The sequence below is a fragment of the Streptomyces sp. 2A115 genome (assembly GCF_052245575.1).
Classification (GTDB): domain Bacteria; phylum Actinomycetota; class Actinomycetes; order Streptomycetales; family Streptomycetaceae; genus Streptomyces.
The window spans coordinates 309463-336066 of sequence record NZ_JBQQCG010000002.1; the positions used below are offsets into that span (position 1 = coordinate 309463).

At 69.2% G+C, this 26604-nt stretch carries 25 protein-coding genes and 1 pseudogene; 8 read left to right on the plus strand and 18 right to left on the minus strand.

Translation table 11 applies throughout. From position 1 onward, the window contains the following. Positions 1–220 precede the first annotated feature (220 nt). The 5 genes from ACTWQR_RS02960 to ACTWQR_RS02980 all read right to left on the minus strand — a co-directional run bounded on the left by ACTWQR_RS02960 (position 221) and on the right by ACTWQR_RS02980 (position 5242). Entirely contained in the window at positions 221–1180 is a 960-nt protein-coding gene (locus ACTWQR_RS02960) for a sugar kinase (RefSeq protein ID WP_443225266.1), read from the minus strand. Continuing rightward, a complete protein-coding gene (locus ACTWQR_RS02965; protein ID WP_443225267.1) occupies positions 1177–1872 on the minus strand; it encodes a bifunctional 4-hydroxy-2-oxoglutarate aldolase/2-dehydro-3-deoxy-phosphogluconate aldolase in 696 nt (231 codons plus the stop codon). The genes ACTWQR_RS02960 and ACTWQR_RS02965 overlap by 4 nt, the downstream gene beginning before the upstream one ends. Before the next feature lie 156 nt (positions 1873–2028). Beyond that, complete coding sequence (locus tag ACTWQR_RS02970; protein ID WP_443225268.1) at positions 2029–2850, minus strand: carbohydrate ABC transporter permease; 822 nt, start codon at positions 2848–2850, stop codon at positions 2029–2031. Further along, positions 2850–3893, minus strand: coding sequence for a carbohydrate ABC transporter permease (locus tag ACTWQR_RS02975; RefSeq protein ID WP_443225269.1), 1044 nt, complete (start codon positions 3891–3893; stop codon positions 2850–2852). The genes ACTWQR_RS02970 and ACTWQR_RS02975 overlap by 1 nt, the downstream gene beginning before the upstream one ends. After that, positions 3890–5242: an extracellular solute-binding protein gene (locus ACTWQR_RS02980; protein ID WP_443225270.1), complete on the minus strand. Its 1353-nt coding sequence runs from the start codon at positions 5240–5242 to the stop codon at positions 3890–3892. Before ACTWQR_RS02980 ends, ACTWQR_RS02975 begins: the two co-directional genes overlap by 4 nt. Before the next feature lie 554 nt (positions 5243–5796). On the opposite strand from ACTWQR_RS02980, the gene ACTWQR_RS02985 reads away from it, so the two are divergent. The 3 genes from ACTWQR_RS02985 (at position 5797) to dgoD (ending at position 8957) form a co-directional block, all read left to right on the plus strand. After that, complete coding sequence (locus tag ACTWQR_RS02985; RefSeq protein ID WP_443225271.1) at positions 5797–6837, plus strand: LacI family DNA-binding transcriptional regulator; 1041 nt, start codon at positions 5797–5799, stop codon at positions 6835–6837. After that, entirely contained in the window at positions 6834–7598 is a 765-nt protein-coding gene (locus ACTWQR_RS02990; protein ID WP_443225272.1) for an SDR family NAD(P)-dependent oxidoreductase, read from the plus strand. The genes ACTWQR_RS02985 and ACTWQR_RS02990 overlap by 4 nt, the downstream gene beginning before the upstream one ends. A gap of 213 nt (positions 7599–7811) precedes the next feature. After that, positions 7812–8957 carry a galactonate dehydratase gene (gene dgoD, locus ACTWQR_RS02995; protein ID WP_443225273.1) on the plus strand — a complete coding sequence of 382 codons (1146 nt, stop codon included), beginning with the start codon at positions 7812–7814 and terminating at the stop codon, positions 8955–8957. 378 nt (positions 8958–9335) lie between these two features. Here dgoD and ACTWQR_RS03000 read toward each other — a convergent pair whose 3' ends face one another. After that, on the minus strand, positions 9336–10217 hold the full coding sequence (locus ACTWQR_RS03000; RefSeq protein WP_443225274.1) for a LysR substrate-binding domain-containing protein: 882 nt from the start codon (positions 10215–10217) through the stop codon (positions 9336–9338). 71 nt (positions 10218–10288) lie between these two features. Here ACTWQR_RS03000 and ACTWQR_RS03005 point away from each other — a divergent pair, with 71 nt between their 5' ends. The 3 genes from ACTWQR_RS03005 to ACTWQR_RS03015 are packed head-to-tail and all read left to right on the plus strand — an operon-like array spanning position 10289 to position 12875. After that, the gene (locus ACTWQR_RS03005; RefSeq protein WP_443225275.1) at positions 10289–11494 is read left to right on the plus strand and encodes a thiolase family protein; all 1206 of its coding nucleotides are present in this window, start codon (positions 10289–10291) and stop codon (positions 11492–11494) included. Continuing rightward, a complete protein-coding gene (locus tag ACTWQR_RS03010; RefSeq protein ID WP_443225276.1) occupies positions 11491–12186 on the plus strand; it encodes a 3-oxoacid CoA-transferase subunit A in 696 nt (231 codons plus the stop codon). The genes ACTWQR_RS03005 and ACTWQR_RS03010 overlap by 4 nt, the downstream gene beginning before the upstream one ends. Next, positions 12183–12875: a 3-oxoacid CoA-transferase subunit B gene (locus ACTWQR_RS03015; protein WP_443225277.1), complete on the plus strand. Its 693-nt coding sequence runs from the start codon at positions 12183–12185 to the stop codon at positions 12873–12875. The genes ACTWQR_RS03010 and ACTWQR_RS03015 overlap by 4 nt, the downstream gene beginning before the upstream one ends. A 245-nt stretch (positions 12876–13120) precedes the next feature. On the opposite strand, the gene ACTWQR_RS03020 is transcribed toward ACTWQR_RS03015, so the two are convergent. Together ACTWQR_RS03020 and ACTWQR_RS03025 are read right to left on the minus strand one after the other, a co-directional pair. Further along, complete coding sequence (locus ACTWQR_RS03020) at positions 13121–13489, minus strand: DoxX family protein (protein ID WP_443225278.1); 369 nt, start codon at positions 13487–13489, stop codon at positions 13121–13123. Between the two features lie 174 nt (positions 13490–13663). Further along, the gene (locus ACTWQR_RS03025) at positions 13664–14158 is read right to left on the minus strand and encodes a cupin domain-containing protein (RefSeq protein ID WP_443225279.1); all 495 of its coding nucleotides are present in this window, start codon (positions 14156–14158) and stop codon (positions 13664–13666) included. Positions 14159–14240: 82 nt separating this feature from the next. Between ACTWQR_RS03025 and ACTWQR_RS03030 the strand changes: the two genes are divergently transcribed. Further along, a complete protein-coding gene (locus tag ACTWQR_RS03030; RefSeq protein WP_443225280.1) occupies positions 14241–15092 on the plus strand; it encodes a LysR family transcriptional regulator in 852 nt (283 codons plus the stop codon). Between the two features lie 438 nt (positions 15093–15530). Here ACTWQR_RS03030 and ACTWQR_RS03035 read toward each other — a convergent pair whose 3' ends face one another. From ACTWQR_RS03035 to ACTWQR_RS03065, 7 genes and pseudogenes are all read right to left on the minus strand, one after another. Then, positions 15531–16400: a sugar phosphate isomerase/epimerase family protein gene (locus ACTWQR_RS03035; protein ID WP_443225281.1), complete on the minus strand. Its 870-nt coding sequence runs from the start codon at positions 16398–16400 to the stop codon at positions 15531–15533. After that, positions 16397–17434, minus strand: a complete 1038-nt coding sequence (locus ACTWQR_RS03040) for a Gfo/Idh/MocA family oxidoreductase (protein ID WP_443225282.1) — start codon at positions 17432–17434, stop codon at positions 16397–16399. Before ACTWQR_RS03040 ends, ACTWQR_RS03035 begins: the two co-directional genes overlap by 4 nt. A 72-nt stretch (positions 17435–17506) precedes the next feature. Continuing rightward, positions 17507–18940, minus strand: a complete 1434-nt coding sequence (locus ACTWQR_RS03045) for a sugar porter family MFS transporter (RefSeq protein WP_443225283.1) — start codon at positions 18938–18940, stop codon at positions 17507–17509. Positions 18941–18949: 9 nt separating this feature from the next. Beyond that, positions 18950–19900 (minus strand): TIM barrel protein, encoded by a 951-nt coding sequence (locus ACTWQR_RS03050; protein WP_443225284.1) that lies wholly within the window; start codon positions 19898–19900, stop codon positions 18950–18952. Positions 19901–19992: 92 nt separating this feature from the next. Continuing rightward, positions 19993–20190 carry a 5-deoxy-glucuronate isomerase gene (locus tag ACTWQR_RS03055; protein WP_443225285.1) on the minus strand — a complete coding sequence of 66 codons (198 nt, stop codon included), beginning with the start codon at positions 20188–20190 and terminating at the stop codon, positions 19993–19995. Then, positions 20187–21059 (minus strand): Cgl0159 family (beta/alpha)8-fold protein, encoded by an 873-nt coding sequence (locus ACTWQR_RS03060; protein ID WP_443225300.1) that lies wholly within the window; start codon positions 21057–21059, stop codon positions 20187–20189. The genes ACTWQR_RS03055 and ACTWQR_RS03060 overlap by 4 nt, the downstream gene beginning before the upstream one ends. 192 nt (positions 21060–21251) lie before the next feature. Continuing rightward, positions 21252–21438: pseudogene (locus tag ACTWQR_RS03065) on the minus strand (PfkB family carbohydrate kinase); the annotation flags it as partial. A gap of 231 nt (positions 21439–21669) precedes the next feature. Here ACTWQR_RS03065 and ACTWQR_RS03070 point away from each other — a divergent pair. Then, positions 21670–22665 carry a LacI family DNA-binding transcriptional regulator gene (locus ACTWQR_RS03070; protein ID WP_443225301.1) on the plus strand — a complete coding sequence of 332 codons (996 nt, stop codon included), beginning with the start codon at positions 21670–21672 and terminating at the stop codon, positions 22663–22665. A gap of 48 nt (positions 22666–22713) precedes the next feature. On the opposite strand, the gene ACTWQR_RS03075 is transcribed toward ACTWQR_RS03070, so the two are convergent. The 3 genes from ACTWQR_RS03075 to ACTWQR_RS03085 form a co-directional block, all read right to left on the minus strand. Next, positions 22714–23517: an ATP-binding cassette domain-containing protein gene (locus ACTWQR_RS03075; RefSeq protein ID WP_443225286.1), complete on the minus strand. Its 804-nt coding sequence runs from the start codon at positions 23515–23517 to the stop codon at positions 22714–22716. 47 nt (positions 23518–23564) lie between these two features. After that, on the minus strand, positions 23565–24680 hold the full coding sequence (locus ACTWQR_RS03080; protein ID WP_443225287.1) for an ABC transporter permease: 1116 nt from the start codon (positions 24678–24680) through the stop codon (positions 23565–23567). Between the two features lie 91 nt (positions 24681–24771). Next, positions 24772–25821 (minus strand): sugar ABC transporter substrate-binding protein, encoded by a 1050-nt coding sequence (locus ACTWQR_RS03085; protein ID WP_443225288.1) that lies wholly within the window; start codon positions 25819–25821, stop codon positions 24772–24774. Positions 25822–26604: the final 783 nt, after the last annotated feature.

The window sequence follows — 26604 nt, forward strand, 5'->3', positions numbered from 1 at the left end:
GGTCTGTGTCGGAAGTGGCGTCGTCCGCCCGGAGGACGGGCCGGGCGGCGTCTGGTGCGTGCTCTCGGCGTGCCGGGTGGAAGCCCTCGTACTGGACGTACTTGGGCTTTCGCCCGGTGCGGCGAGTGGGGGCATCTCCCACGCCCTTAAGGCAGTGGGGGAGCGTGCCAGGCGTCGCCCGGCAGGCGCCGCTTCCGACACAGGCCCCAGGGCCGTGCGGTCAGCGGACGACGTCGTCGTGGTGGTCGAGCAGGTTCAGCTCGGAGCGCCTGGGCAGGCCCTCCCAGTCGCCCGTGGTGCTGACCGCGAAGGCGCCGAGCAGGGCCGCTGTCCGCAGCCGCTGTTCCGGCGGTTCGCCCGCGAGCAGTTCCGCGAGATATCCGCCGACGAACGCGTCTCCCGCCCCCACGGAGTCCTGCACGGTGACGGGCACGGCGGGCTGCCGGTATTCCTGGCCGTCGAGGAGGGCGTACGCGCCCTCGGCGCCCAGTTTGATCACGGCTCCGCCGGGCCCGAGGTCGCAGATGCTCTTGGCGAGCTCCTCCGGTTTCTCGGCGTCGGGCACCGCGATCCGGGCCTCGTGCGGTCCCGCGAAGACCAGGTCGCTCCTGCACAGCAGGGGACCCAACGTGCGCCTGGCCTCCGCCTCGCTCCACAGCAGGGAGCGGAAGTTGATGTCCAGTGAGACCGGCACTCCGGCGTCGACGGCGATGTCCACCGCCCGGGTGACGGCCTTGGACGGCCCCTCCCCCAGAGCCGGTGTGATCCCGGTGATGTGCAGGACCGCCGCTCCGGCGACCAGGTGCTCGGGGATGTCCTCGGCGGACAGCCGGGAACCCGCGGTGTGGGTGCGGTAGTAGCGCGTACGGCTGTGCGTGGCCGTACGGCGTTCCCTCAGCAGGAGCGAGGTGGGGGCGGGGTCGCGTGCGACGGCTGTGGTGACCCCTTCCGCGCGCAGCTCGCGGAGGATGAGCTCGCCGAGTTCGTCCTCGCTGACGCGGCCGATCCAGGTGGCGGATCCGCCGAGCCGACTGACCGCCACGGCGACGTTCGACTCCGCGCCGGCGAGGCCGAGACGCAGAGCGGTGCCCAGGGCCAGCGGGCCGGGATCCGGTGCGGCCAGGACCGCGAGGGCCTCTCCGACCGTCACCAGATAACCGTCCTCGGAAGGGCGGTTCACGAGCTCACCTCCTGGGGACGGGACGGGACTTGGGACGTGGCTTGCGACGTCGCCCGGATCGCTTCCAGCAGCGCGCGGGCCCTTGCCGTGAGGGAATCCAGGTTCTCCGGTGTGGGCTCGCGGTCCGCTCCGCGCAGCAGCGGGGAGCCGATGCCCACGGCGCGGGCGCCCGCGTCGAGGTAGTCCCGCGCCTGGTCGATGCCGACTCCGCCGACGGCGACGAGCGGGATGTCCGGCAGCGGGGCCCGCAGCTGCCGCAGGTGTGCGGGGCCGCCGGTGCTCGCCGGGAAGAGCTTGACGGCGGCGGCGCCGGCCTGCCAGGCGGTGGACACCTCGGTCGGCGTCCAGGCGCCCGGGTAGCACGGGATGCCGCTGTCCGCCGCGCGGCGGATCACCTCGGTGTCCACGACGGGAGCCACCAGGAACTCGGCCCCGGCCGCCAGCGCGTCCCGGGCCTGCCCGGCGATGATGACCGTGCCGGCGCCGACCGCCACCTCGGGCCCGAGTTCGTCCCGGATACGGGCCAGTGCGTCGAGCGCGCCCGAGGTGGTGAGGGTGACCTCCAGGCAGGTGATGCCGCCGTCCGCGAGCGCCCGGGCCACGGCGGGCAGGCCCGTCGCGTCGGCCGACCGCAGGATGGCCATCACCCGAGTACGGCCCAGCTGCGGAGTGAGCGCGGGACGCTCCGTCATGACTCCACCGCCCCAAGGGACTTGGGGGTGCCCAGGGTGTGTGTCATGAGAAGTTCCTTTGCGAGAAGCGGCGTTGGCGAACGGATCACTGACGGGATGGCTAAGGGAATCATTTGAGTCCTGAGGCCGGGATCATTTGGGGTCGTGAGATCGGGGTCATTTCAGCCCGGAGGTGGCGACACCCGTGACAAATCCGCGCTGCACGATCAGGAAGAGCACCAGCACGGGGATGACGTACATGACGGCACCGGCCGCGACGAGATTCCACAGCTGTCCGCCGTGCTGGTTGACATAGCCGTAGGCGAGCTTGACCGCGAGCGTGGTGCGGGAGTCGTCCAGCAGCAGCGCGGGCGCGACGTAGTCGCCCCAGGTCCAGCTGAACGAGAGGATCAGGCTGGTCGCGATGACCGGCCAGGACTGCGGCAGGAAGATGCGCAGGAAAATGCGGATCTGACCGCAGCCGTCGACGATCGCCGCCTCCTCCAGTTCCTTGGGCATGTTCGAGAAGAACTGCCGGAACAGGAAGATCAGGTACGGGGCGCCGCACATTCCCCACAGCACCCATGGCATGTAGGTGTTGGTCAGGTGGAGTTTGGCGAACACCAGGTAGGTCGGGATGAGGGTGAGGATCTGCGGCAGCATCATCGTCGACAGCAGTACGCCGAAGATGAGCCGCTTGCCCGGTGCGTTCAGCCGGGCGAAGCCGTACCCCGCCCAGGCCGAGGCGAAGGTCACCAGTACCGAGTAGATGACGGCGATCGTCAGTGAGTTGCGGACGTAGCCGAGATATTCGATGTGGGTCAGGGCGTCCCGGAAGTTGCCCAGGCTGGGGTGGTGCGGCCACCAGTGGATGGGGAGGACGCTCAGCTCGGAGGGGTCCTTGAGCGCGGTGATCAGCAGCCAGCCGAAGGGGCTGAGGAAGAGGACGAGGATCCCCACCAGGATCATGTAGATGCCGCTGCGTCGGGTGAACACCATCACTTGCCTCCGATCGTGCGGGGCTTCTTCTTCGCGGGCTCCGGTTCCACGGAGTAGAAGACCGCGCCCTTGCTGAGTTTGAAGACGAGGAAGGTGATCACGATGATGATCAGGAAGAGCACCCACAACAGCGCGGAGGCATAGCCGTAGCGGCCGTTGGAGAAGTACTGGGCGAACACGTTGATCATGTAAAGGTAGTTGCCCTCGGGCACGGCCGTGACGCCCTTGGGGGTGGGGTCGAGGGAGATCAGCAGCGGCAGGAAGGTCTGTACGGCGGCGATGATCCCGGTGATGACCTGGAAGAAGATCACGGGGGAGAGCAGCGGCAGGGTGATCCGGGTGAAGGACTGCCAGGCACTGGCCCCGTCCATCCGCGCGGCGTCGTGGAACTCCTTCGGGATCTCCTGCAGCCCCGCCAGCGAGATGATCATGACATTGCCCGCGCCCCACAGCGTCAGCGAGATCAGCACCCAGCGGGCGTAGGGATCCGCCAGCCAGCTCACGCCGTTGATCTGGAAGGCGTCGAGGACGCCGTTGGCCGCCCCCGCGTCCCGGTCGAAGATCAGCTTGAAGGTGAGAGCGGCTCCGACCGGCGGCACGACCGCGGGCAGGTACAGCAGGGTGCGGAACAGTCCGCGGGCTCGTATCGGCTGGTTCACCAGCACCGCGAGCAGCAGCCCCGCCGCGATCGTCAGGGGCACCGTGATCGCGGTGAACACTCCGGTGCGGGCCAGGGAGGCCATCGTCTCCGGGTCGGAGAAGACCTCCCGGTAGTTGTCCAGGCCCACGAAGCGCGCGTTGTCGGAGAGCCCGTCCGCGTTGGTGAAGCTGAGCCACAGCGCGTACCCCAGCGGGAAGGCCGTCAGCGTCAGGAAGCCCAGCAGCCAGGGGCCCGCGAACACGTAGAAGGCGAAGGCCCGGCGTGACTCCAGCGAGCGGGGTTCGCGGGCCCGGCGCGAGCCGGCCGGCCGGGCGGCCGCCTCCCGGGTGGGAAGCGGCGCGCCCGGTGCGTCGGCCGGCTCGATGAGCTGGCCCGTGCTCACTTCACGAGCTCCTTGCCCTTGGCGAGCTGCTCGTTCATGCGGGTGTTGAGCTCGTCGGCGACCTTGCCCGCGGACGTCTTGGACCGGACGGCGCCCGGCAGCACCTTGGTGATCACGCCCTCCAGGGCGGCCTGCTGGGCGTACGGCGTGAAGTTCAGCACCTTGAAGGAGTCGAGTTCCCGCTGCTGCAGCTCGAACGCCTGCTTCTGGAATGCGTTGGTCTGCGGCATCCGCGAGTGCAGCGACTTCAGGGAGGGGATGCCCCAGCCGCTGGCCGCCCGCTCCTGGGCGGGCTTGCCGCCGAAGTACCACTCGAAGAACTTCCAGGCCGCGTCCTTGTTCTTGGCGTCCCGGGGTATCCAGAAGCCGGTGGCACCGAAGCAGGGGCTGATCCGCTCGCTGCCGAGCTGCGGCGCGGGCGCGAAGCGGGAGACCTTCGCCAGCTTGGGGTCGCCGCCGATCAGCCCGCCGAACCAGTAGCCGTTGGTGCTCATCGCCATTCGGTTGGCCTGGTACGTCGGTCCGTCCCAGGCGTCCGGGTTGGGGTTGACGACGTTCGGGCCGATGTCGGCCTGGGCGTATTCCAGGTACCACTTCAGTGCCTTGAGCGCCTCGGGCGAGGAGAAGTCCACCGTGGCCAGGTCCTCGGCGAACACGCTTCCGCCGGCCGACGCCGTCATGCCCATGAGCTGGGGGAAGACGCCCATGCCGGTGGCGTTCAGCCCGTACACCTTCACCTTGCCGAGCCTGCGCTTGACCAGCCGCTTGCCGAGGTCCAGCCACTCGTCGTGGGACAGGGGCTCGGTGCCGGGGTGGTCCAGTTTCGCGGCGTCGAACAGGTCGGTGCGGTACCAGAACATGGAGTCCTGGGAGTAGTCCTTGGCCATGCCGAAGCGCGGTCCTGCTCCCTGGTTCTGCCCGTCGTAGCGCCACACGTCGTTGACCGGGTCGAGGTCGGCGGGCTTGAGCACCTCGCTCTTGGCGAAGTACGGGTCCAGGTCGGTCATCAGTCCGCGGGCGGCGAAGTACGGCGTCTCCGTGGCGCCGAAGCCGCGCACCACGTCCGGCGGGTTCTTGGCGGCCAGCATGGCGTTGAGCTTGGTGGGGTCGGCGATGATGATGTTGAGGGTCATCCCCAGCGCCTGCTCGGCGGCCTTGAGGGCCTTCTTGTCCCACTCGTTGTCCACCGTCATGACGGTGAGCGTCGTCTTGCCGCCCCCGGAGCCGCCGCTGCTGTCGTCCTTGACGGAACTGGCGCATGCGGGCAGCGCGGTCGCGGCGAGCGCGGCACTGGCGGAGACGGTGAGGAACCGTCGTCGGTCGAAGGAACCCGTGGTCGAGATGGGCATGCTGGAGGGCCTTTCGTGCGGGGTGGAGCGCGGTGGTGCGGCATGCGGGGGCTACCGCGGGGGCAGGAACACGAGGCTGCCGCCGGGGGGCGGAAGCGAGGTCCGGGAGGTCCTGTCCTCGAACTCCGTCGTCCGCCCGGAGGGCAGACGGGAGTTCGGCGACAGGGCCTGGGGAGAAAGCAGCGCCGGGCTCGCTCAGCGGTAGGGAGGGATGCCCGGCACCGAGCGGACACCCGTTCCGTACGGGGGTGCCGGCATCGGTGCCGCGAGACAGCGGTGGCGACTGTGGTCGCGTCCGCAACGAACCTTTCGGAACGCTTCAAGGCATACCTCACCCATCGTCAACTCTTGCCGACGTATTACATATGGGTGAATTGACCGGTTTCTTTGGCTCTGCTCAGACGTATCGCTTATTTCCGTCTGAGGAAACCGGTTGACTGAAACTTCGGCGAACGTTAAGTTGCGGCGCCAGAAGGTGTCAAGAGGTCAGCACCCACCACACCGCCCGGACAACCGAGGCGGCACGGCGGGTGCGGCGGGGAGAGGGGATCCAGGTGACGGAACAGCCCGTCAGGGCAAGGCTGGTGGACGTGGCACAGGTGGCGGGAGTCTCCAAGGCCACCGTGTCCAAGGTGCTCAACGGCCGCCAGGACCTGTCCGTCCGGCCGGAGACCCGGCGACGCGTCCACGAGGCCGCCGAGGCACTGGGCTACCGTCCCCACTCCGGCGCGCGTGCGCTGGCCGGCGCCAGCACACACGCCCTGGCGCTGCTGGTCCCCTCCCTCGCCAACCCCACGTACGTCACCATCTCCCGCGGCGCCTACCAACGGGCCCGCGAACTGGGGTACATGTCCCTGCTGGCCGAGGACTTCGACGGGCAGGAAGCCGACGGGTCCTTCAACGACCTGGTGCAGGAGGGCCGGGTCGACGGGCTGCTCATCGCCTCCGCACGCCCCGGTCACCCACTGCTGGACACCCTGGACCGCAGCCCGGTCCCGCATGTCTTCCTGAACCGCTCGGTGGAGGACTCCGGCCGCAACGTCACCATGGACGTGGCCCGTTCCAGCGTCACCGCCCTCGACCACCTCCACGGCCTCGGCCACCGGGCGGTCGGCCATGTCGCGGGCCCGCCCGGCATCACTCCGGGTGAGGTCCGCAAGGAGGCCTTCCTTCGGCACGCCGAGAAACTCGGGCTGTCCGCCGCACCGGTCGCGTCCGGGGACTTCACCGAGGACGGCGGAGTGTCCGCGACGCTGGAGCTGCTGGGCTCCGCCGACGGCGCCGCGCGCCCACCGGTCACCGCGCTCTACACCAGCTCGCTCGCCCAGGCGATAGGCGCCATGGCGGCGATCCGCGGCCTCGGCCTGCGGATACCCGAGGACATCTCCGTGGTCGGCAACGACGACCTGCCCGTCGCCGCCCACCTCCACCCTCCGCTGACCACCGTGGCGATGCCCCTGTACGAACTGGGGACCGCGGCCGTGGACGCCCTGGTGGCCGCCATCGAGGGGACACCGACGGGCGACGTCCTCGTACCGACCGAGCCGCGGCTGGTGCTGCGCGGCTCCACAGCAAGACCGACAGGAACGCCATGACCACCGCCGGACTCACACGCTTCACGGGCCGCACGGCCCTGCTCACCGCGGCGGCCTCCGGCATCGGAGAGGCCACCGCTCACCGCCTCGCCGCGGAAGGGGCCTCCGTCCTCGTCACCGATGTGGACGCCAAGGGCGCCCATCGGGTGGCCGAGGAGATCCGCGCCGGGGGCGGACAGGCCCGGGACCGCGGGCTCGACGCCACCTCGCCCGGCGAGTGGGCCGCGGCCGTCGAAGAGGTGGAGTCCTGGACCGGACACCTCGACGTACTGCACCTCAACGCCGGCCGGAACCTCCCCGGGGCGGCGCACGAACTGGACGACGCCGCCTGGCACGACCAGCTGCGGCTCTCCCTCGACTCGGTGTTCTACGGCGTCCGCGCAGCGGTCCCCCTGCTCGGTGCCGCCCGGGGCGCGGTGGTGATCACCTCGTCCGTGCACGCGGCCCTCGGCTTCCGCGGCTTTCCCGCGTACGCGGCGGCCAAGGGCGGCATCGGCGCCCTGGTGCGCCAGCTCGCCGTCGAGTACGGCGGGCGGATCAGGTTCAACGCCGTCCTGCCGGGCGCCGTGGTCACGGGCCTGTGGGCACAGTCGTCGCCGGAATACCGGGCCGAGACCGTCGCGCGGACACCCGCCGGCAGGCTCGGCACCCCGGAGGACATCGCGGCCGCCGTGGCCTTCTTCGCCTCCGAGGACGCCTCCTTCATCACCGGCCAGAACCTGCTCGTGGACGGCGGGCGCAGCATCAGCTCCCAGGAATAGCCGAGCCGACTGGCCGACTGGCTGAAGCGCAACGGCCCGCGAGCACCACCCGGCCCCCGACCAACCCTCATCCTCCGACGCCCTTATCCATCCCACACCCGCACCCGTCCGACACCCGCACCCGTCCGACACCCGCACCCGTCCGACACCCACACCCATACACCCGCACCCATCGGCCCCCGGGCCGTGCACCAGGACCCGGAGGTCCGCACCGTGAAGATCACTGGATACGAACTCTTCCTCGTCGAACCGCGCTGGCTCTTCCTCCGCGTCGACACCGACGAGGGCATCTCCGGCTGGGGCGAGCCCATAGTCGAGGGCAAAGCCCAGACCGTCGCCCGCTGTGTCGAGGAGATGTTCGACTACCTGGTCGGTCAGGACCCCGCCCGCATCGAGGAGCACTGGCAGGTGCTCGCCAAGAGCGGCTTCTACCGGGGCGGTGTCGTCCTGAACAGCGCCCTGGCCGGCATCGACCAGGCACTGTGGGACATCGCGGGCAAGACCCACGGCGTCCCGGTCCACCAGCTCCTCGGTGGCCATGTCCGCGACCGGGTGCGCGTCTACGGATGGGTTGGCGGTGAGACCCCGGAGGAACTGGCCGAATCGGCGGCCGCGCAGGTCGCCAAGGGCATGACGGCGGTCAAGCTCAACCCCTGCGCCCAGCTGGAGCCTCTCGCCACGCCCGCCGCGATCAACGCCATCGTGGACGGGGTGACCGCGGTCCGCGAAGCCATCGGCCCGGAGCGTGACCTGGCACTCGACTTCCACGGCCGGTTCAGCGGGGCGATGTCCCGCCGTGTACTGCCGTTCCTGGAGCCGCTCCTGCCGCTCTTCGTCGAAGAGCCCGTGCTGCCGGAGTTCTCCCGCGACCTCGGCGCCGTGGTGCGCTCCACCTCGATCCCCATCGCCACCGGCGAACGGCTCTACTCCCGCTGGGACTTCCGCGACGTGCTGTCGGACGGCATCGCCGTGGCCCAGCCGGACATCAGCCACGCCGGAGGCATCTCCGAGACCCGCCGGATCGCCACGATGGCGGAGGCGTACGACGTCATGGTGGCCCCGCACTGCCCGCTCGGCCCGATCGCCCTCGCGGCCAGCCTGCAACTCGACTTCGCGATCCCCAACTTCCTCATCCAGGAACAGGCGCTCGGCATCGGCTACGGCGACAGCAGCGGACTGCTGGACTACCTCGCCGACACCACGCCCTTCACCTTCCGCGACGGCTATATCGACCGCCCCACCGCCCCCGGCCTCGGCATCACCATCGACGAGGACGCCGTCCGGGCCGCCGCCGAACGCGGCCACCGCTGGCGCAACCCGGTCTGGCGCAACACGGACGGCTCGCTGGCCTCCTGGTAGTCGGCGACAGACCCGCACGGACGGTCACGTGAAGCCGAGTCCGGCCCCGCAGCGTCCGCCCATCAGGTCCCGGGGCCGCGGTCGAGGACGCTGCGAGAAGGCCGGTCGCCGGCACACACATGAGGGGAGGGCATGACGGGGGAGGGTGTGAGGGGGGGAGGGTGTGCGTCGACAGTGTCCTGTCGCCGAACACGCCTGCGGGTACAGGCCGTTCGACGCCGACGCCACTGACTACGTGCGTCCCGGCAAGCCGATGGCGTCGGCGGTCCGGCCCGACGCCTATCCCGACGCCTATATCGGGCGCCGACTGCGCCGCCCGACGTCGCCAGGCAGTGTTGTCGCGCCGAGCGGGGGTCTTGTCCGGCGTCGCTGGACGTCTCAGAACATCGCCCGGATGATCCCCACGGTGCGCGCCAGGTGCGGCTCGGAGCGGTCCGCGCGGTGGGCCACGGCCAGCTCCACGCGTGCGTCGGCCCCGGACAGCGGTCGGTAGGCGACTCCGTCGAGCGCCAGCGCGGTCACGGGCTCGGGCACGACCGCGACACCGAGGCCGCCGGCAACGAGCGTGACCAGCGTGGAGGTCTCGCCGACCTCGTGGCGGATGTGCGGCTCGACGCCGGCGTCGCGCAGGAGGCCCAGCACCACGTCGTACATCACCGACCGGCGGTCGGCGGAGTGCACGATCAGATCGGCACCGGCCAGGTCCGCCGCCCGTAGACGTTTCCGGCGGGCGAGGGGGTGCTCGACCGGTACGGCGACGACGAGCCGGTCCCGGCGCAGGGTGTGCACGGTGAGGGAGAGGTCGGCCGCCGGAGGGCGCAGCAGCGCGACGTCGATCGCGCCGGTGCGCAGCGCCTCGACCTGGTCGGGCGCGAGCATCTCGCCGCGGAAGGCGAAGTCGACGCCGGGAAGCTCCTCCGTGAGCCGTCGCGACAGTGCGGGCAGGAGGCTGTACGTGGCCGAGCCCACACACCCGATCGCGAGGTGGCCCACCGCGCCGGCGGCGACGAGCCGTGTGTGATGGGCGGCCTCGTCGACGTCGGCGAGGATCGCGCGCGCCCGCTCGAGGTAGGCCCGGCCGGCCTCGGTGAGGTCGACGCGGCGTGTGGTGCGCTGCAGCAGTTCGACGCCGAGTTCGGCCTCCAGCTGGCGGATCTGCGTGGAGAGCGGCGGCTGGGCCATGTGGAGCCGCTCGGCGGCGCGACCGAAGTGGCGCTCCTCGGCCACCGCCACGAAGTACCGCAGGTGACGCAGATCCATACGTCGTCCGTATCAATTGGCTCGAATATGCGTACTTCAGAATATCGTGGCCCGGGATTAGCGTCACTGCCATGAGTGCTTTCATCTACGCCGCGACACGGACGCCGTTCGGCCGTTTCAACGGCGCGCTGGCCGGCGTCCGCCCCGACGACCTCGCCGCTGCCGCAATCACCTCGACGCTCGCCAAGGTGCCGAGCCTCGACCACTCCGCGATCGACGACGTGGTGTGGGGCAACGCCAATGGCGCCGGCGAGGAGAACCGCAACGTCGGCCGCATGGCGGCGCTGCTCGCCGGGCTTCCGGTGAGCGTGCCCGGCACCACCCTCAACCGGCTCTGCGGCTCAAGCCTCGACGCGGCGATGACGGCCAGTCGCACGATCGAGTCCGGTGATGCCGAGGTGGTGTTGACCGGCGGTGTGGAGTCGATGACGCGTGCGCCGTGGGTGCTGCCCAAGCCGGCGAAGCCGTTCCCGGTCGGCGATGTCACCGCGGTCTCGACCACGCTCGGCTGGCGGCTGGTCAACCCGCGGATGCCGAAGGAGTGGACCGTCAGCCTCGGCGAGGCCAACGAGCAGCTCCAGGAGCGCTTCAACATCTCCCGTGAGCGGCAGGACGAGTTCTCCGCCCGCTCCCACCAACTCGCCCACGCAGCGTGGGAGTCGGGCTTCTACGACGACTTGGTGGTGGCGGTCGAAGGCGTCGGCCTGACCCGGGACGAGGGCATCCGAGCCGGATCCACGCCGGAGGTGCTGGCCGGGCTCAAGCCGGTCTTCCGCACGCCGGAGCGGGGTGGCACCATCACCGCGGGCAACGCCAGCCCGCTCAACGACGGTGCCTCCGCGGTGCTGTTGGGCAGTGAGAGGGCCGCGGCCACGATCGGGGCCGACCCGATCGCCCGTATCGCCGGCCGCGGCGTGATGGCGCTGGAGCCGCAGGCCTTCGGTTACGCCCCGGTCGAGGCCGCGAACCGCGCGCTGGCCCGCGCCGGGATCGGCTGGGGCCAGGTAGGCGCTGTCGAGCTCAACGAGGCCTTCGCCGTGCAGTCGCTCGCCTGCCTCGACGCGTGGAAGATCGATCCCGCCATCGTCAACCAGAAGGGCGGCGCCATCGCGATCGGGCATCCGCTGGGCGCCTCGGGCGGCCGCATCCTCGCCACGCTGGCCAAGGTGCTGCGCGAGACGAAGCAGCGCTACGGCGTCGCCGCGATCTGCATCGGGGTCGGTCAGGGGCTGGCCGTCGTACTCGAGAACTGCGACGTCACGGATTCGGCCCAGTGAGCCGGGCGGAGATCGTCGAGAGCACCGACGCCGCGGTCGCCGGGATCGAGGACGGATCCACTGTCCTCGTCGGCGGCTTCGGCTTGGCGGGCATGCCGTTCGATCTGATCGACGCGCTCATCCGGCAGGGTGCGAAGGACCTCACGATCGTGTCCAACAACGCCGGCAACGGTGACGTCGGGCTGGCCGCGCTGCTGGCCGCCGGCCGGGTGCGCAAGGTGCTCTGCTCCTTTCCGCGCCAGGCCGACTCCTGGGTCTTCGACGGCCTCTACCGCGAGGGGAAGATCGAGCTGGAGGTGGTGCCGCAGGGCAACCTCGCCGAGCGGATGCGCGCGGCCGGTGCCGGTATCGGCGCGTTCTACTGCCCGACCGCGGTCGGCACGCCGCTGGCCGAGGGCAAGGAGGAGCGTGAGATCGACGGCCGGAAGTACCTGCTGGAGTACCCCATCAAGGGCGACTACGCGCTGATCGGCGCGCACGTCGCGGACGCGATGGGCAACCTCGTCTACCGCAAGACGGCCCGCAACTTCGGACCGGTCATGGCCACGGCCGCGACGACGACCATTGTCCAGGTCGACGAGGTCGTCGAGCCCGGAACGCTCGACCCCGAGGCCGTCGTCACCCCGTCCATCTACGTCGACCGGGTCGTCCAGGTGAAGGCCCGCCACTACACCGTGCAGGGGGCCCGATGACCACCACACCAACCACCACGTCGAGCGGCCAGGCGTACGCCGGGGCGCCCAGGAGCGCCGAACACCGGCTCTCGATGGACGAACTGGCCGCCGTCATCGCACGCGACATCCCGGCCGGCGCCTTCGTCAACCTCGGTATCGGGCAGCCCACCAAGATCGCCGACCGTCTGCCGGCCGGTTCCGGGGTGGTGCTGCACACCGAGAACGGCATGCTCAACATGGGTCCGAAGGCCGAGGGCGACGCGGTCGACCCCGACCTGACCAACGCCGGCAAGGTCCCCGTGACCGAGCTTCCGGGGGCGGCGTACTTCCACCACGCCGACTCGTTCGCGATGATGCGCGGCGGGCACCTCGATGTATGCGTCCTCGGGGCCTACCAGGTCGCCTTCAACGGTGACCTCGCCAACTGGACCACCGGTAAGCCCGACGACATCCCTGCCGTCGGCGGCGCCATGGACCTGGCCATCGGCGCCAAGGACGTCTACGTGATGATGACGCTCTTCACCCGCTCCGGTGAACCGAAGCTCGTGCCGCAGTGCACCTACCCGCTCACCGGCGTCGGCTGCGTCAGCCGCGTCTACACCGACTGCGGGGTCTTCGACGTCGGTCCCGACGGGGTACGGATCCGGGAGACGTACGGCGTCGGCGCCCACGAACTGGCGGAGCGACTCGGCATCACGCTGTCTTAGCCAGTGGTCGGCTCCGGAAGCCCTTCGAGGGTTGATCATGCTGCCGGTGCGGGGGAGGATTCTTCGTGGTGATCGGTGGTGTGCCGGTCGAGGCAGGCCGATCAGCAGGGCGTCGGGCGACGTGGGGATCTGCACCGCCGTTCGTTGGAACGAGTCAAATGCGGTGGCGAGTCCCAAGGCCGTCCAGCGCGATCACTCGGGACGGTAGGCCCTCCCAAGCCCGATCCGCAGGTCATGAGCATGGCTCAAGTCACCAGCTCTGTTGTTGCCAGCCAGATGGTCACGGCCGCGGTGAGAAGGAGCGCGATGTTGAGGGCTATTTGGTGGTCTCTGCGGCTCAAGTGGACTGTGGTCGCGCCGATCTGCAGGAGCACGAAACCGATAGCCGCTGCCAGGGCCAGCCAGGGCGCGATGCCGGTCAGCGGTGGCAGGACCAGCCCGATCGCGCCAAGCACTTCGAGCACCCCGATGGTCCTGACGGCCGGCATCGGCGTGCGGTCCACCCAGGCCATCATCGGCTGGAGCTGCTCACGGGTCCGGACCACCTTCAGCCCGCCCCCGTAGAGGTAGAAGAGAGCGAGTACACCGGCGACGATCCAATACGCGACGATCATGATTCCCATCCACGGTTACAGTTGTAAGTGACCACACATCGCGCCTCGCCATCGCGGCATCTACGGAAGGCACACGCCTGTGTAAGCGATCAGGGGCCTTGAGATGTAGGAGCAGCTGCCTCGGCCGTACGTATCCCCGATGGCAGCAGCCGGGCGGCGTCATCCGTCCGGCTTCTAGGCGAAGTCGGTCGCGGGCTCAGTGGCGTAGCGGCTCATCGTTTGGATGCTGGCCTGTGCGGTGAGTTCCTGGCCGCCGGCGATCATGTGCTGCAGATCTCGGAAGTACTGCACGTACAGGTCGGGCGTGAAAGTGCTGAGCATGACGGCCGGTTGGTCGCTCAGGTTGGCGAAGGTGTGCGGGGCTCCGGGCGGGATCATCACGAGCGTGCCCGCGGCCGCGTCATACGTCTTCTGTCCGACCGTGAACCGCACCGTGCCTGAGATGACGTAGAAACCCTCGTCGTGCTGGGCGTGGCGGTGTTGCGGTGGTCCGTCTGTATGCGGGGCGAGAATGGTCTCGCCGATCCCGAGACGGTGCCCGGTGGTGCTGCCGTCTTCGAGGATGCGCAGTCGCGTCGTGCCCAGAAGGATCGTCTCACCGTCGCCCGGACCGACCACCGATACGGCGGGGTCGGCTATCTCTTCGCTGGTCATCGGTTCGTCTGTCATGGTCCAATTCCACGGCCCGGACACCACGGCCGTCCAAGACCGATTGGGTGGTGTCGATACCGTACGGGTATCGTCGCCGGTCATGGAGCTACGCACGCTGCGCTATTTCGTGGCAGTCGCCGAGGAACACCACTTCGGCCGGGCCGCCGCCAGGCTGCACATGAGTCAGCCGCCGCTCAGCCGGGCGATCAAGCAGCTGGAGAGCGACCTCGGTGCCACTCTGTTGCACCGCTCCGCCGCAGGCGTCACGCTCACCCCGGCTGGGGCGGCGCTGCTGGACGAGGCACGTACCCTGCTCGACCAGGCCGACCGGGTACGCGTACGCGTGGCCGTGGCGGCCGGCGCCGCGACCATCACCGTCGGCATCCTGGGCGACAGCACCGACCAAGGCGCAATGCGGCTGGCCGCCGCGTACCGCCGGCGGCACCCGGGCATCGAGGTCCGCATCCGCGAGACCGACCTTGCCGATCCGACCTGCGGGCTGCGCGCCGGACTGGTCGACGTCGCCCTCACCCGGGGACCATTCGACGAGACCGGCCTGACGGTGCACGAGCTACGCGCCGACCCGGTGGGCGCGGTGCTGCGCGTCGACGATCCGCTGGCCCGTCGCGACCACCTGAAACTGGCCGACCTGGCCGACCGGCGCTGGTTCCAGTTCCCGGACGGCACCGACCCGATCTGGCAGTCGTACTGGAACGGCGGCGAGCCTCGCGAGGGTCCGGTGGTGAGCGCCGTCCAGGAGTGTCTCCAGGCCGTGCTCTGGAACGGCACGGTCGGGCTGACCCCGCTCGGCCACGACCAACCCGAGGAGCTGGCCGCGGTACCGCTGACCGACATGGCGCCGAGCCGCGTGGTGGCAGCGTGGAACGAGGGCGACGCGAACCCGCTGCTCCAGTCGTTCGTCCAGATCGCGACGGCCGCCTACCGCGACTGAGTGCCTCACGGCCGGCACCGAGTACGATCAGCCGACGTCACCCGCGTCGTCCTCGACACCGCTCGGGTGAGGGCGTGCGCGATCGCGTTCATGCCGCTGGTCACGGAGGCCTCCGTCGGCAGAGTCAGGGTGAAGCAGCGTTGAGGCGTCGGGGCGTTCACGAGTTGGGGCTGACGTGCGATGCGACGGCCCTTTGAAAAGAGTCTCTCCCGTGGGAGATGATCCTTCCCCGGTTGCGGGACAGGAACCGGCCGTGATCGGAACCAACGGCTCCCGCCCCATCTGGCCGGTCAGGCGCCGTCGCTCGCCAAGCTGAGCACCCAGCAGCTCCGTGATCAGCCCGGGAGCAGAACTGCGTCGTTACGGGAAGGCCGCCGACGGAGAAGGGCGTCGGTCAGCCGCTGCTCGTGCAGGATCGCCGTACGCAGATGCCGAGCTTCACGCGGCAAGTCCCTTGCGGATGTGGTCGAGCATGAACGCCGAGGATTCCCGGGCGCGTTCCTCCCAGGCGAAGACGCAGGCGGTGGCGACCCCGTCGAAGTTCAGCTCGCGCAGGGTGCCGAAGAAGGCGTCCCAGTCGACCTCGCCCTGTCCGATGTCCAGGTGCTGGTGGATGCGGGCGGTGGTGCCGGGCGGGTTGAGGATGTAGCGCAGGCCGCTGGAGCCCTTGTGGTTGAAGGAGTCCGCGATGTGTACGTGCTGCAGCTTGTCGCCCGCGTAGCGCATCATCGCCGCGATGTCCGCGCCGACGTCCGAGGCACCGGAGAGGTGGAAGGAGTGCGGGGCGCAGTAAAGGTAGTTCACCCAGGGCTTGTTGATGCCGCGGACCAGGTCCACGGCCGGGGTGTTCTCCTCGCAGAAGTCGTCCGGGTGCGCCTCCAGGTTCAGCGCGATGCCCTCCCGCTCGAAGAACGGCAGCAACTCCTCCAGTGAGCGCCAGAACGCCGCCTCGCTCTCGGCCGCGCGCTCGGGGCGGCCGTTGAACTCCGAGTTCATCAGCGGACATTCGAGGTCCGCGGCGATCTCGATCATCCGCTTCCAGTACCGGACGGCGGCCTGCCGCTCGGTCTCGTCCGGCGAGGACCACTTGTAGAGCGGGAGTACGGAGGACAGCTGCACGCCGTGCGTACGCAGGGAGTTCTTGAGCTCCGCCACCCGCTCGTCGTCCGCCCTGGGATGCAGGAAGAACGGCATGAAGTCCTCGCGTGGCGACAACTCGATGTATTCGTAGCCGAGTTCGGCGACCGTGCGCACCATCTCGTCGATGGGCAGGGCGCGGAACATGTACGGGTCGAGGGCGATCTTCACGCGACACCTCCTGCGGTGGCCCTGCCCGCGTAGAACGCGGGTCGGGGCTTCATGTCGACGGTCACGACCAGGCTGTCCGACTCCAGGGACCGGACGGCCGCGTCGGTGATGACGGTGGCCGCGTAGCCATCCCAGGCGGACGGTCCGGTAGGCTCCTCGCCGGCCGCGATGCCCGCGATCCACTCGCGGAACTCGGTGTCGAAGGCGTCCGTGAACCGGTCCTTCCAGTCCCGCAGCACCGCCGAGCCGCTCACCCCCTCGGTGCGCACGGCGACCGCGGCCGGGTCGGGCAGCCGCACCAGGCCCGTCTCGCCGACGGTCTCGCACTGGATGTCGTATCCGTACTGGCAGTTGACGAAGACCTCCAGGTCGATGCGGACCCCGTTCGCGGTCTCGAAGAGCATGATCTGCGGGTCCGACAGATGCGGGAAACGGTTGGTCGTGGCACGTGGCTTCAGCACCTGCGCGGAGACGATCTCGTCGTCGAGGAGCCAGCGCAGTACGTCGATCTCGTGGACCGCCGTGTCCTGTGCGGCCATCCGGGAGGTGTACGACTCCGGGACGGTCGGGTTGCGGTGCGCGCAGTGCACGATCAGCGGGGCGCCGATATCGCCGGAGGCCAGCACCTGCTTCAGCTGGCGGTAGCCCGCGTCGTAGCGGCGCATGAAGCCGACCTGGACCAGGCGGCGGCCGTGCGCGCGCTCGGCCTCCACGATGCGGAGACAGTCCTCGGGCGTCGTCGCCAGGGGCTTCTCGCAGAACACCGGCTTTCCGGCGGCGATCGCGTTCAGTACGTGCTCGGCATGGGTGGGGCCCCAGGACGTGACGAGCACCGCGTCTACGTCCTCCGCCGCGATCAGATCGGCGCCGTCCGCGAGTACCCGGGCGCCGACGCGGGCCGCCGCCTCCTCGGCGCGCGCGGTGTTGATGTCGGTGACGGCGGTGACCTTGGCTCCGGTGACGGTGTCGGTGAGCCGGCGGATGTGTTCCTGGCCGATCCAGCCGGCGCCGATGACCCCTACGCGCACAGTCATTGGGTTTCCTTTCTACGGCTCCCGGTTTCCGTGCCATCGCCGGCCCGGGAGCGTGGGGACATGGGGGAGCGTTCAGGAGTAGCGGGCCCGGAGTTCCGTCTCGAGGTTCTCCAGCGTGCGGCCGCGCGTCTCGGGGACGTACAGCTTCACGAAGGTGATCGAGAGGACGCCCGCCGCCACGAAGAGGAAGAACGTGGCGGAGATACCGATCCCGTCGACCAGCGAGGGGAAGACCAGCCCGATCGCGAAGTTGGTCAGCCACAGCACCACCGCCGCGACGCCCATCCCGAAGGCACGCATCCGCATCGGGAAGATCTCCGACAGCATGAGCCAGGTGACCGGCGAGATCGCGCCCTGCTGGAAGGCGAGGAAGGTGACGGTCATGGCGAGTACGGCGTAGGCGCGGCCGTCGCCCGAGGGCAGCGCCAGCGAGAAGATGCCGATCATCAACAGGGCGCTGGTGGTACCGATCTGACCGGTCATCAGCATCGGTCGGCGGTTGACCCGGCCGAGCAGCCAGATACCGACGAAGGTGGCGAGGACCGAGATCACACCGTTCGCGATGTTCGCCGTCAGCGCGCTGTCCGCGGCGAACCCGGCGTCGGTGAGGATCTGCGTGCCGTAGTACATGATCGTGTTGACGCCGGTGATCTGCTGCACGATCGCGATGCCGAAGCCGATGAACATCAGCCTGCGCACCCATGGCGTGGACCTCATGTCGTGCCAGCCGCCGAGCTTCGCCTGATCGTCCTTGACGGCGAGCGCGGAGACCTCGCTCAGCTCGGCCTCGGCCCGCTGCTGGGACCTGACCTGCTTCAGCACCTCGAAGGCCTCGTTGAACCGGCCCTTGGAGGCCAGCCAGCGAGGGCTCTCCGGCATCACCAGCATGCCGAACCACAGGACGACGGCCGGGATGGTCGCGATGACCAGCATGTAGCGCCAGACGCCGCCGGACTCGCCGCCCACGTCGGCGATGATCGCGTTGGAGGTGAAGGCCAGCAACTGTCCGCTGACGATCATGAGTTCGTTGCGGGTGACCAGCGCGCCGCGCCGCTCGGCGGGCGAGATCTCCGCGAGGTAGACGGGCACGGTCACCGAAGCGCCGCCGACCGCGAGGCCGAGCACGAACCGCGCCACCACCATCACCGCGGTGGTCGGGGCGAGCGTGCAGCCGAGAGCGCCGATGAAGAACAGCACCGCCAGCAGCAGGATGTTGCGCCGCCTGCCGCGGGCGTCCGAGAGGCGGCCGCCGACGACCGCGCCGAGCGCGGCGCCGAGCAGCAGGGAGCTGGTGACCATCCCCTCCGTGAAGGGGGTCAGGCCCAGGTCGTCGGTCATGTACGGCAGCGCGCCGTTGATGACCCCGGTGTCGTAGCCGAAGAGCAGACCGCCGAAGGTGGCGATGATCGTGATGAGCCGCAGCCGCCGCGAGACCGCCGGAGGCGCGTCGTCGATCAGCGTGGATGGAGCGGTGCGTGGCTGTGCCGCGTCGTCCCTGACGTCCATGGCCGCCTCCTACCGGTGGTTGTGGGGGCGTCGGGTCCCGGAGAGGCCGCAGCCGGCCAGGTGCTCACGCGTCCGTACGGCGATGGGGAGCGGCACGTCGGGAGCGCACGGGTACAGGTCCTGCTCGACGATCACGAACAACTCGGCTTCGAGGCGGGCGAGTTCGTCGACCACGGAGGCGGGGTCGGGCACCCCGGCGGGAGGTGTCACGCACACGCCGCGCTTGACGGCCTCGCCGAACGACAGGTTCTCGGCGGCGACCTGGGCCAGCACCATCGGGTCCATCTGCTTGATGTGGACGTATCCGACGCGCTCGCCGAACCGGCGGATCAGATCGAGGTTGTCACCGCCGCCGTACGCGACATGTCCCGTGTCCAGGCAGAGGTTCGTGTAGCGGCTGTCCGACTCGTTGAGCAGCCGCTCGATCTCCGGCTGCGTCTGGATGTGGCTGTCGGCGTGCGGGTGGAGGACGAGCCGTACGTCGTACTCGTCGAGCAGCAGCTTCCCGAGGCGGTCGGCGGCCTGTCCGAAGCCCGCCCACTGCGGGGCGGTCAGCTCAGGAGACTCGGTGAACGCGCCGGTCTTCTCGTCCCGGTACATGGGCGGGATGAGAACGAGATGGTGGGCGCCCGCGGCGGCGGTCAGCTCGGCGACCTGCCGGACATGCGCGAGCATCCCGTCCCAGGCCTCGGGACGGTGCAGCGCGCCGAAGGCGGTGCCGCCGGAGACCTTCAGGCCGCGTACGGCCAACTCCTCGGCCAGTACGGACGGTTCGGTGGGGAGATAGCCGTACGGTCCGAGTTCCAGCCACTCATAGCCGGCCTGCGCGAGCTCGTCGAGGAAGCGGGTGTACGGCACCTGGTGCTCGTCCTCGGGGAACCAGATGCCCCAGGAATCGGGGGCCGAGCCCAGGCACAGGTTGCCAGCGACGGTGCGGAGTGGGGATGGCGCCATTGCCATGGTCAAAATCCTTCGAAGACGGGGACGGAGATGCCCTTTGCCGGCGGAGTTCTTCTGCGTGGGGTGGGGGCTGTTACTGCCTTTGCGGGGGTTCAGCTGGAGGTCGATAAGTTGAAGTGGCAGCCGTGCGGGATGAGAACGGCATCATCGGAGCGGACCTCGGCGAGGACGTCGATGGGACGGTTCTGCGTGCCGTACACGCGTTGGTGGGCGAAGCCGTCGTGCGCGTTCTCGTTCGGAGTGGCGATGTCGAAGTAGGGCGGAGCCGTCGGCAGGTGGTACTTGCTCACAGCAGGCTCACCGCCCGGTCCACGGCGCCGGCCACGTCACCGTCCGAGGGGTAGAGCAGGGAGCGGCCGACGACCAGCCCCTGCGCGGTGGGCTGCTTGAGGGCCTTGGCCCAGGATGCGAACGCCGCCGCCGGGTCCTTCACTTCGCCGCCGAGGAGCAGCGCCGGCAGGGTCGAGGAGGCGAGAACTCGCTCCATGTCGTTGACGACCGGCAGCTTGAGCCAGGTGTAGGCGGTGCGCCGGCCGAGGCCTGAGGCGATGGTGATGGACTTGATGACGGCGTCGGGGGAGAGGTCGTTGCGGATCTTCCCGTCCTGCCAGGAGGACAGGAATGGCTCGATCATCGCGATGAGCTGCCGGTCGTTCAGCTCGTCCACCGCCCGGGCGGTGTTCTCCAGGATCGACGGGGTCGCCGGGTCGTCGAGTGCGATGCGGGTGAGCATCTTGCCGCCGTCGAAGCCCATCGCGGCGATGGTCGCGGCGTCGTAGGCGGTGAACCGGTCGTCGATCTCGAAGACCGAGCCCGCGAGCCCGGCCCGGTTCATGGAGCCGAAGACGCTCTTGCCGTCGAGGACGCCCAGCAGGAGCAGGTCTTCGAGGATGTCGGCGGTGGCGAGGACGCCGGTGACGCCCGGGCGCTCCAGCGCGGTGCACATGCGGTCGAGCAGCTCGAAGCGGTCGGCCATCGCGGAGGAGTCGGAGCCCACCGTGTTGGCGCCGCGCGCCGGGTGGTCGGCGGCGATGATCATCGCCTTGCCGTGTTCGCCGAGGGGCGACGTCGCCCTGATCCGCCGGGCAGCCGCCGTCGCGATGGCACCGGGGTCCGTGACCCTGGTGCCCACGATCCGGCTCACCTTGTCAGACTGCACGTCGCACCTCTCGCTTCGGGGCAGATTCGTCGTCGTGGGGCGGGCGGCCCACGGCCTCGCGGAGCTTGGCCTCGACCTCGACCTCGGCCTCGGCCTCGGTCGGCATCGCGTTGGAGCACGCCAGCAGTCCCGCGACCAGAGCACCGGCCGCGTGGGCGAAGGACACCGTGCGGCGGGTGTCCCAGCCGGACAGGGGTCCGCGCCGGTCTTGGTGATCATGGCCGAGCTGTGTCCGTGGCGGGCGGCGGCGACAGCGACGTTGGTCGGACTGCCACCCAGGTACTTGCCCGAACGAGGTGACGTCCGCCAGGCCCACGCCTGTCTGGAGCGGATAGATGTCCACTCCCACGCGGCCCAGGGTCAGCACTTCGAACGGCATCACGCTGGTTTTCCCTTCACTCCGGAGATCCAGGAGACGACAGAAGAACTGTTACGAACCGATGATCGCTGTTGCGCTCTACTAGCGCGCTCTAGTGCGAGTACGATGACCCCTGTCCAAATGTCATGTCAATAGGTTGTTGCCGAAAGATTTCCTGGCCGTCCGTTGGGCCGGGGCAGGCGCGGGAGGACGGGTTCACAGGTGGATGTGTCGGGCAAGCAGCGGCCCACCATGGCGGATGTGGCCGCACGGGCAGGGGTGTCCCGGGCTCTGGTGTCGATCATCTTCCGGAACAAACCGGGAGCGAGCCAGGACACCCGGGACCGGGTACTGCGCGTCGCAGCCGAGATCGGCTACAGCCCCGACAGCGCGGCCAGACTTCTCGCCCGCGGACGCAGCCGCACGCTCGGCGTGATGCTCACCGTGCACCAGACCTTTCAGGCGGACCTCGTCGAGGGCATCTACCCGGAGGCCGAGCGCCTCGGCTACGAGGTCCTGCTCTCCGCCAACGCCCCCGGCCGCGACGAGGCCAAGTCGATCGAGGCATTGCTCAGCCACCGCTGCGGGGCGCTGATCCTGCTGGGCCCGGGATCCGACGCCGCCGAGCTGGACGCCCTCGGGCACCGCACGGTCGCCGTCTCGGTGGGCCGCCGGGTGACGGGCGCCTACGTCGACAGTGTCCACTCGGCCGAGAACAAGGGCGTACGACAGGCCATGGACCACCTCGTCGAACTGGGCCACCGGCGCATCGTGCACATCGACGGTGGCCGGCAGCCCGGGTCGGTGGAGCGTCGCCGCGCCTACCGCGACGCGATGCGCCGGCACGGCCTCGCCGACGAGATCCGGGTGATCCCGGGCGCCCACGACGAGGACGCCGGCATCGAGGCGGGCCGTCTGCTGCTCGCCGAGTGCGACCGGGGGCTGCCTCCGCCCACGGCGGTCCTCGCGGGCAACGACCGTTGCGCGATGGGCCTGTTGATGACCTTCACCCGGGCGGGCATCGACATCCCCGGCGAGGTGTCCGTCGTCGGCTACGACGACAGTCACCTCTCCCATGTGATGCCGATCGGCCTGACGACGGTCCGTCAGGACGCGGTACTCATCGCCGAGTACGCGGTGCGGTTCGCCGTGGAGCGCCTGGAGAACCCGGAGTTGGAGCCGCGGGAGGCGGTGTTGGATCCGAAACTGGTCGTACGAGGGACCAGTGGACCGCCAAGGGGCGAGTGATCGGGCTCGGACGTTCCCGGGAGCCCGGTCGGGCGGTGGCGGACTGCCTCAGGCCAGAGGCTTGCCCTCGCTGTATCGACGCAGCCCTTCGGGGCCCTCGACCACGGCCGCGGTGAGTTCCTCGACGCTGGTGTCCTCGCGGCGTACATCGAGGATCTTGCGACCGTGGTTCATCACGATGTGCCGGTCGCAGACCTGGAAGGCGTGGTGCAGGTTGTGCGTGACCAGCACCGAGCTGACGCCCTCCTGCTTGAGCTGCAGAAGGTAGTTGAGCAGCGCCTCGGTCGCGCGTACGGCCAGGGCGCTGGTCGGCTCGTCGAGGATCAGCAGACTGCGCTTGAAGTGCACCGCACGGGCGATCGCCACCGCCTGCTGCTGACCGCCGGAGAGCGAACCGACCAGCTGGTTGGGGCTCTTGATGCCCTCGATGGTGACCACACTGTCGAGGATCTGCGCGGCGATCTCGTCCATCTTCCGGAGCCTCATCAGCCCGATCGGGTTGGTGATCTCGCGGCCCATGAAGATGTTGCGGGTGATCGTCATCGACGGCACCAGGGCGGAGTCCTGGAAGATCGTTTCGACGCCGCGCTTCTCGGTCTCCTGGCGGTTGATCGTGCCCAGCTTCTCGCCGCGCCAGCGGTACTCGCCCTCCTCGGCGAGCACGACCCCGGACATGGTCTTGACCAGCGTCGACTTGCCGGCGCCGTTGTCACCGAGCAGCCCGACGACCTCGCCCTGGTGGATGGTGAAGCTGACGTCGTCGAGGACGGTGTTCGGGCCGTACCGCTTGGTGATGCCGGACAGTTCCAGCAGGACCTCGCCGGTGCGCTCGTTGGTGGCGGTGGGGGACATGGCGGTTGCTCCGTTTCCGGCGGGCTGGGCGGCGGGCGGGGCGGCGCTCATTCCGCCTTCCCCTCGAACATGCGGTTGAAGATGGCCGCGCCGACGATGATCAGGCCCACGAAGAGGTCCAGGTAGAAGCCCGGGGCGCCGCCGAGGAGCAGGATGTCCTGCACGGTGAGGATGAGGGCCGCACCGAGGACCATGCCGAGCACGCTGCCGCGTCCGCCGGACAGGGCGACGCCGCCGACGACGGCCGCCGCGATCGCCCGCAGCTCCAGACCGCGGCCGGAGCCGGGCTGCACGGAACCGGTACGGACGGCGGTGAGGATGGCGGCGAGAGCCACGCAGAAGCCGAGGATGCCGAACGCGATGAGCTTGACCCGGACCGGGTTGATGGAGATGGCGCGGGCGGCGGCGGGATTGCCGCCGACGGCGAAGATGTGGTTGCCCACGCGGTGGCGGTGGATCAGGAGCCAGAAGACGACTCCCAGGCCGAGCATCCACAGCACCTGGCCGCGGAAGAAGCCGAGGTCGCCGGTGAAGACCTGTTTCATCGTCTCGCTCGGCACCATCAGGGTGGCCGTGGTGCCGTTGTAGAAGAGCGCGGCGCCTTCCCAGAACATCATCATGCCGAGCGTCACGATGAACGAGGGAATCTTGGCCTTGGTGGTGAGGATGCCGTTGACCAGCGCGATCGAGACACCGGTGAGCATGGCCATGCCCGTGGCCATCCAAGGGCTCGAGCCGTCGGCATACCACCGGGTGAACACCAGCGCGCAGAAGGTGAAGTTGGCGCCCAGCGAGAGGTCGAACTCGCCGGCGATGATGAGGATTCCGGCTCCGATGGCCAGGATCGCCAGTACCGGGATGCTCTGGCTGAGGACGTTGAAGTTGGCCTTCTCCAGGTAGGGAAAGGCGTTCGGGTCGATCAGGTAGTAGGTGATGCAGCCGATCTGCATCAGGACGAAGATGATGCCGATCTCCAGCGCGCCGCGCCCACGCAGCTGGCGCAGCCGCTCGGCCAGCCGGCCTGCGGCGGTGGCCGGCGCCGAGTCCGCCAGTGTGTGCTTGTGGACAGTGGCGCCGCCCGCGGCCGCGTCGTCCTCCACGGCGACTGCGGCGCCTTCCGTCGTGGCGCTCTCGGCGGTCACCTGACCGCTCCGCTCACTCATGGTCGTACTGCCTTTCTTCGGTGGGGCGGGACGGCCCGCAGTCGGCGGGCCGCCCCGAACCGGTCATCGGTGGACGCAATATGACGGAGCGTCAGCGAACCTTGCCCGCAAGCTTTTCGGCGACACCGACGTTGTCCTTGTCGACCAGACCGCTGCCACCGGAGTTGATGCTGGCCGGGCTGAGACCGAAGTCCAGGAGCATGCCCAGCTGCATGACCGTCTGGAATCCCTGGACGTAACCCTGCTGGTCGGCCGCGGCCGTGATGGCGCCGGACTTGATGCCGGAGATGATCTGCGGAGCCAGGTCGAAGCCCACGACGGGAACCTTCGCACCGGAGTCCTCCATGGCCTTGACCACGTTGCGGTGCGGGGTCCCGCCGAGGGGGACGATGGCAGCGGTGTCCTTGTGGCCGAGCAGGTACTGCGTGATCTTGTCCAGTGCCGCGGAGTCCTCGATGCCCGTACCGAGAAGCTCGGTCTTCGCACCCACCTCGTCCAGCGCGCGCTTCACACCGGCGTGGCGCTGCACCGCGTAGACCTGGTCCGGGAACTCGACAGGCGTGAGGACGGTGTCGTCCTTGCCGATGTCGGGGTTGTCGGCGAGGAGGCGTTGGCCGAGCAGGAAGCCGACCTGCTCGAAGTCCTGCCCGACGAAGCCGAGGACGCAGTCACCGGCCTTGCCCGCCTGGGTGATGTTGTAGGTCATCACGGGGATGCCGGCCTTCTTGGCGGCGCAGACGTTCTCGGTGTACTTGTTCGGGTCGTCGAGTACGACGGCCAGCGCGGCCGGCTTGTCGGCGACGGCGCTGCCGATCAGGTCGTTGTACTTGCTCTGGTCGCCCGAACTGGTCTGCATGTTCAGGTCGATGTGGAGCAGATGCGCGGCATCCTTGGCGCCCTGCGCGATGGTGGTCCAGAACGGGTCGCCGGGGTCCTGGGCCAGCAGAAACGTGAGCTTGCGGTCCTTGGCCTCACTACCGAGGCCGGACTTCAGCGAGGTCCCCTTCGAGGATCCCGAGGACGAGTCGTCGGTGCTGTTGGAGCAGCCGACCGCGACCAGAGCCAGGGCGGGGACGAGAGCGAGGGCGCGCCAGCCGGTGACCCGGCGGGCTCTTCGGGGCGAAGGCGTTGCATGCGGCACGGTCTTACCTCTCCTTCGAGGGCACCGCGGACCCGCATCAAGGCATGCGGGATCGGCCGAGGAGTCCTCGAGCGGTGTGGGACGGATGAGGCCTGGGGCCTCCGATCGGCGCGGGCGGCCGACCTCGTGGCGCAGATGTAACGCCCGCATGACGGGAGGTGTCAATAGAATGTCCAGACATCATCTTCGGTCCGAGGCCAATGCAATGCCGAACGTGCACGGGCACGACCTGCTGAGAGCGCATGGGAATCCCTTCCTCGAGAGCCAAGGGAAGCGCTGTTTCTGCAGGTCAATGGCTGTCTATCCTCGGGAGATAGTTGCATCTCGCACTCTTTTGGCAGTTGATCTGGAGCGCTCTAGAAAATCCACGAAATCCCGCAAGTAGAGCGCTCTACCATGCCTCTTGACTTGGTCGCCTAGAGCGCTCTACCTTCCAGTAGTGACGGAATCGTGTAGAGCGCTCTAGCTTCCTCCTTGCGACCGCCCGCGGCGTCGCGACGGTGGATGCGTGCTGTTGCCCTGCCGTGCATGCCGGGCCCGCCGACGACGCGACCGGCATGAGGTCGCCCGTGAGGAGCCCGAACGTCTCAATCCCAGGGGCTTGGCGCGCGACCTGCGTACGGACGTTCCGGACGGCTCACTCCTGGTGTCCGACTTCGGCACGGTTGCCGAATGCGTGAGAGGCCAGGCCCATGGGTCGGGGCGAGGCACACAGGAGAGTTCAACTCACCCCGGCCACCCAACTTTTTCTCCGCACACAGCAGCAGCGGCTCCGCAGAGGGC